This is a genomic window from Amycolatopsis sp. CA-126428 (genome assembly GCF_002904335.1).
Lineage (GTDB): Bacteria > Actinomycetota > Actinomycetes > Mycobacteriales > Pseudonocardiaceae > Amycolatopsis.
Window position 1 is genome coordinate 1 of the sequence record NZ_PPHF01000065.1, and the last position, 4,400, is coordinate 4,400.

1 protein-coding gene is annotated in these 4,400 nt (G+C 74.8%); it reads right to left on the reverse strand.

Annotated features, from left to right (window positions below; all coding sequences use genetic code 11):
- The coding region (locus C2L58_RS16775) for a non-ribosomal peptide synthetase (protein WP_146073613.1) at positions 1-4,400 on the reverse strand (4,400 nt) is incomplete at both ends.

A 4,400-nucleotide genomic window follows, 5' to 3' on the forward strand; every position in this document is an offset into this window, starting at 1 on the left:
GTGACAACCGGGGCTTCGCCCCGGGCCGGGGGCTTCGCCACCCGGACCCCCGGAAAGCGAGCTGTGGGTCCACCGGACCAGGTCGCCGGTGCGGTACATCCGCGCGCCGGGCGTGCCGAAGGGGTCGGCGAGGAACCGTTCCGCCGTCAGCGCCGGCTGCCCGAGGTAGCCGCGGGCCAGGCCGGTGCCGGCCAGGTACAGCTCGCCGACGGCGCCCGGCGGCACCGGCCGGAGCCCGTGGTCGAGCACGTACGCCGCCGTGTCGTCCAGCGGCCGCCCGATCGGCAGCACGTCCGGCACCGGCTCGCCCGGCGGCAGCGGGTACCGGGTGGCGAAGGTCGTGGTCTCGGTGGGGCCGTAGACGTCCACCACGGTGAGCCCGGGGCACGCGTCCGACACCTGCCGCACCGCGGCGGGGCGCACCACCTCGCCGCCCGTCCACACCTCGCGGACGCCGCGCAGGCAGCCGGGATCCTCCTGCGCCAGCACGCGGAACAGCCCCGCGGTGATGAACAGCCCGGTCACCCCGTGCGTGGTGATCACGCGGCGCAGCACGTCGGCGTCGATGTCCCCCGGCGGCGCGACGACGACCCGGCCGCCGCTCAGCAACGGCACCCACAGCTCGTACGTCGACGCGTCGAAGGCCAGCGCGGAGTGCATGAGCACCGTCCGGTGGGCGGGGACGGCGAAGGACCGCTCCCGGGCCAGTGCGACGATGGCCCGGTGGCTGACGGCCACCCCCTTGGGCGTCCCGGTCGAGCCCGAGGTGTACATGACGTACGCCAGGTTTTCCGGCCGCAGCAGGACATCCGGCGTTTCGGACGGTTCGTCACCGCTTTCGCCGATGGTCACCACCGGTCCACTGTGGACGTCCTGGGCGAGGGCCCGGCCGGCGTCGTCGGTCACCAGGACGCGGACCCCGTCGAGCAGCGCCGTCAGCCGGCTGCGGGGTGCGCGGGCGTCCAGCGGCAGGTACGCGCCGCCGGCCTTGAGCACGGCCAGTTCGGCGACGACGACGTCGGCCGAGCGGCCGAGCAGCAGCCCGACCAGGCCGTCCCGCCGCGCCCCGAGGTCCAGCAGGCGGTGGGCCAGCCGGTTCGCCCGGGCGTCCAGTTCCGCGTAGGTCAGGGTTTCGTCGCCGGTGACGGCGACCGCGTCGGGGGTGCGGCGGACCTGCTCGGCGAACAGGGCGGGCACGGTCGTTTCCGGCTGGTCCTGCGTGGCGCCGTTCCCCTGCGCCAGAACGGCTTGCCGCTCGGCGTCGGCGAGCATGCGCAGCCGGGCGAGCGGCTCGTGCGGCCGGGTCGCGAGCTCGGACAGCAGGGTCTCGAGGTGCCCGGCGAACCCGGCGACCGTCTCGGCGTCGAACAGCTCGGGGTCGTAGCCGAACAGGAACTCCAGGCGCTCCTCGCCGGGGTAGGCGACGACGCTGAGCGGGTAGTTGGTCGTCTCCACGCCCCGCAGGTCGCGCAGCCCGAGCTCCGCGGTGACCGGGTAGTTCTCGAACACGAGCAGGCTGTCGAACTCCCCGCCCCAGCTCTGCAGGCGCGCCAGGGACAGGTGGTCGAACCGCCGGGCTTCGGCCTGGGTCTCCTGGAGACCGCGCAGCCAGTCCACGGCGGCCGCCCGCTCGTCGACGTCGGCGACGACCGGCAGCGTGGTGATGAACATGCCGGTGATCTCCCCGGCCCCGGGCAGTTCGGCGGGCCGCCCGGCGACCGTGGTGCCGAAGCAGACCTCCGGCCGGCCGGTGTGGCGGGCCAGCAAAACCGCCCAGGCGCCCTGGACGAGCGTGTTGAGGGTCAGCCCGTGGCGCTGCGCGGCGGTGCGCAGCGGCCCGGCGGGCAGCTCGATCCGCAGCGAGGCCGTCGACTCGACCGGGTGCGCCGGGGACCGAGGGCGGTCGGTGCGCAGGCGGGCCTGCTCGGGCCGCCCGGAAAGCCGTGCCCGCCAGTAGCTTTCCGCTGCCGGCCGGTCCTGTTCGGACAGCCACCGGACGTGGTCGCGGAACGGCCGGCGGGCCGGCAGCGGGCGTCCGGCGTGCGCCGCCGCGACGTCGGAGAGCACCTGGAAGAGGCTCCAGCCGTCCAGCAGCAGGTGGTGGAACGTCCAGACCACGCGGACCTCGGTCGCCGAGACGCGGGCGAGCAGCAGCCGCATCAGCGGAAGCGCGCCCAGGTCCAGGCCGGCGTCCCGGTCGGCCGCCAGCACGGTGTCCAGGTCCTCCGGGACGGACGTCCAGTCCCGCAGCTCGACGGGCAGGGTGACCTGCCGGTGGACCACCTGCACCGGGGCGTCGAGGCCGTCCCAGACGACCCGGGTGCGCAGGACCGGCGTCCGGTCCACGACCCGCTGCCAGGCGCGGGCGAGTGCCTCCGGGTCGGGGACGTCGCTCATCACGAACGTCACCTGCTGGAGGTAGGCGTGCCGCCCGCCACCGGTGAGCCGGTGGAAGAGCATGCCGGCCTGGGCCGGGGTGAGCGGGTAGATGTCCTCGACGTCGCGGCCGTCGCCGGCCAGCCGGTCCACCGTGGCCTGGTCGAGCCCGGCCAGGGGGAAGTCCGACGGCGTGCGGCCGCCGGCGCCCGGCTCGGTGCAGTGCGCGACGATCCCGGCCACCCGGTGGACGAGGTCGTCGGCGACCGTGCGGACGGTGGCCTCCTCGTGCAGCTGGTCCGAGTAGAACCAGGTGATCTCCAGCCGGCCTTCGGCGACCCGGGCGACGACGTCGACGGCGTGCGCGCGGACGTCGGCGGGGTTCTGCGAGAGTTCGAGTTCCCGCTCGATCCCCCGGTACAGCTCGCCTTCGACCTCGAAGCGACCGAGGTAGTTGAAGCTGAGCCGGGGCGTCACCGCCGGCGCGGTCCCGGCGAGGTGGCGCAGCACGCCGTAGGACAGGCCGCGGGCCGGGATCGCGCGCAACTGCTCCTTGACGGACTTGAGCAGGGTCGCGATGTCGCTGTCCGGGACGTCGAGCGCCACCGGGAACATCGAGGTGAACCAGCCGACCGTGCGGGACAGGTCGACGTCGTCGAACAGGTCTTCGCGGCCGTGGCCTTCGAGGTCGACCAGCACGCGTCCGGCGCCGCTCCAGCGGCGCAGGGCCCCGCCGAGCGCGGCCAGCAGCACGTCGTTGACCTGGGTGCGGTAGGCGCCCGGAACGTCCTGCAGCAGCGCCCGGGTCAGCTCGGCGTCCAGCCGGGTGGTGACCGTGCGGGTGCTCGCCACCGTGTTGGCGCCGTCGGTGTCCAGCGGGATCTGGGTACCGTCGACCGCCCGCCAGTACGGGAGGTCGCCGGCGAAGTCGTGCTCGGCGAGCCGGTTCGCCCAGTCCTGGAAGGACGTCGTCCGGGCACTCAGGTCGCGCCCGTGGTAGGCGTGGCCGACGTCCTCCAGCAGGATCCGCCAGGAGACGCCGTCCACCACCAGGTGGTGCACGGCCAGGCGCAGCGTCGTGCCCTCCAGGTCGGCGCGCACCAGCGGGCCGCGCTCGATGTCGATCTCCGCGCCGAAGACGTCGGCCTCGGCGGGCTCGGCGTGGAACTGCGTCCAGCCTGCGGTCGTCTTGCGGAAGCGCAGCCGCAGGGCGTCGTGGTGGGCGACGACGGTGTTCACCGCCGCGCGCAGCCGGCCTTCGTCGACGTCGTCGGCGAGCCGGACGCTCAGCTGCTGGACGAAGTGGTCCGGGTCGGCCGGATCGGTGTCGAGGAACCAGTGCTGGATCGGCGTGACGACGACGTCTCCGGTGGCCGCGGGGCGCTCGGCCACCGGCTCGGCCACCCCGGCGGCCGCGGCGAGCGCGGCGATCGTCTGGTGCCGGAAGACGTCCTTGGTGGTGATCCGCAGGCCGGCCTTGGCCGCCTCGGACACCAGCCGGATGCTGAGGATCGAATCGCCGCCGAGCTCGAAGAAGTTGTCCTCGACGCCGACCTCGGGCAGCCCGAGGGCGTCGGCCCAGATGGCGGCGAGGAGCCGTTCGGTCTCGGTGCGCGGCGCGACGCGGGTGGTGCCGCCCGCCCAGTCGGGGGCGGGCAGGGCGCGCCGGTCGAGCTTGCCGCTGGGGTTGAGCGGCAGCCGGTCGAGCGGGACGAACGCCGACGGCACGAGGTGCGCGGGCAGCGACGCGCCGAGGAACTCGCGCAGGCCGGCGGGCGCCTCGGGCACGACGTAGGCGACCAGCCGCTGGTGCCCGCCGTCGGTGCGCGCGACCACCACCGCCTCGGTGACGTCCGGGTGCTGCCGCAGCGCGGCCTCGACCTCGCCGGGCTCGATCCGGAAACCGCGGATCTTGACCTGGTCGTCGGCGCGGCCCAGGTACTCCAGCTCGCCGCTGTGACAACCGGGGCTTCGCCCCGGGCCGGGGGCTTCGCCACCCGGACCCCCGGAAAGCGAGCTGTGGG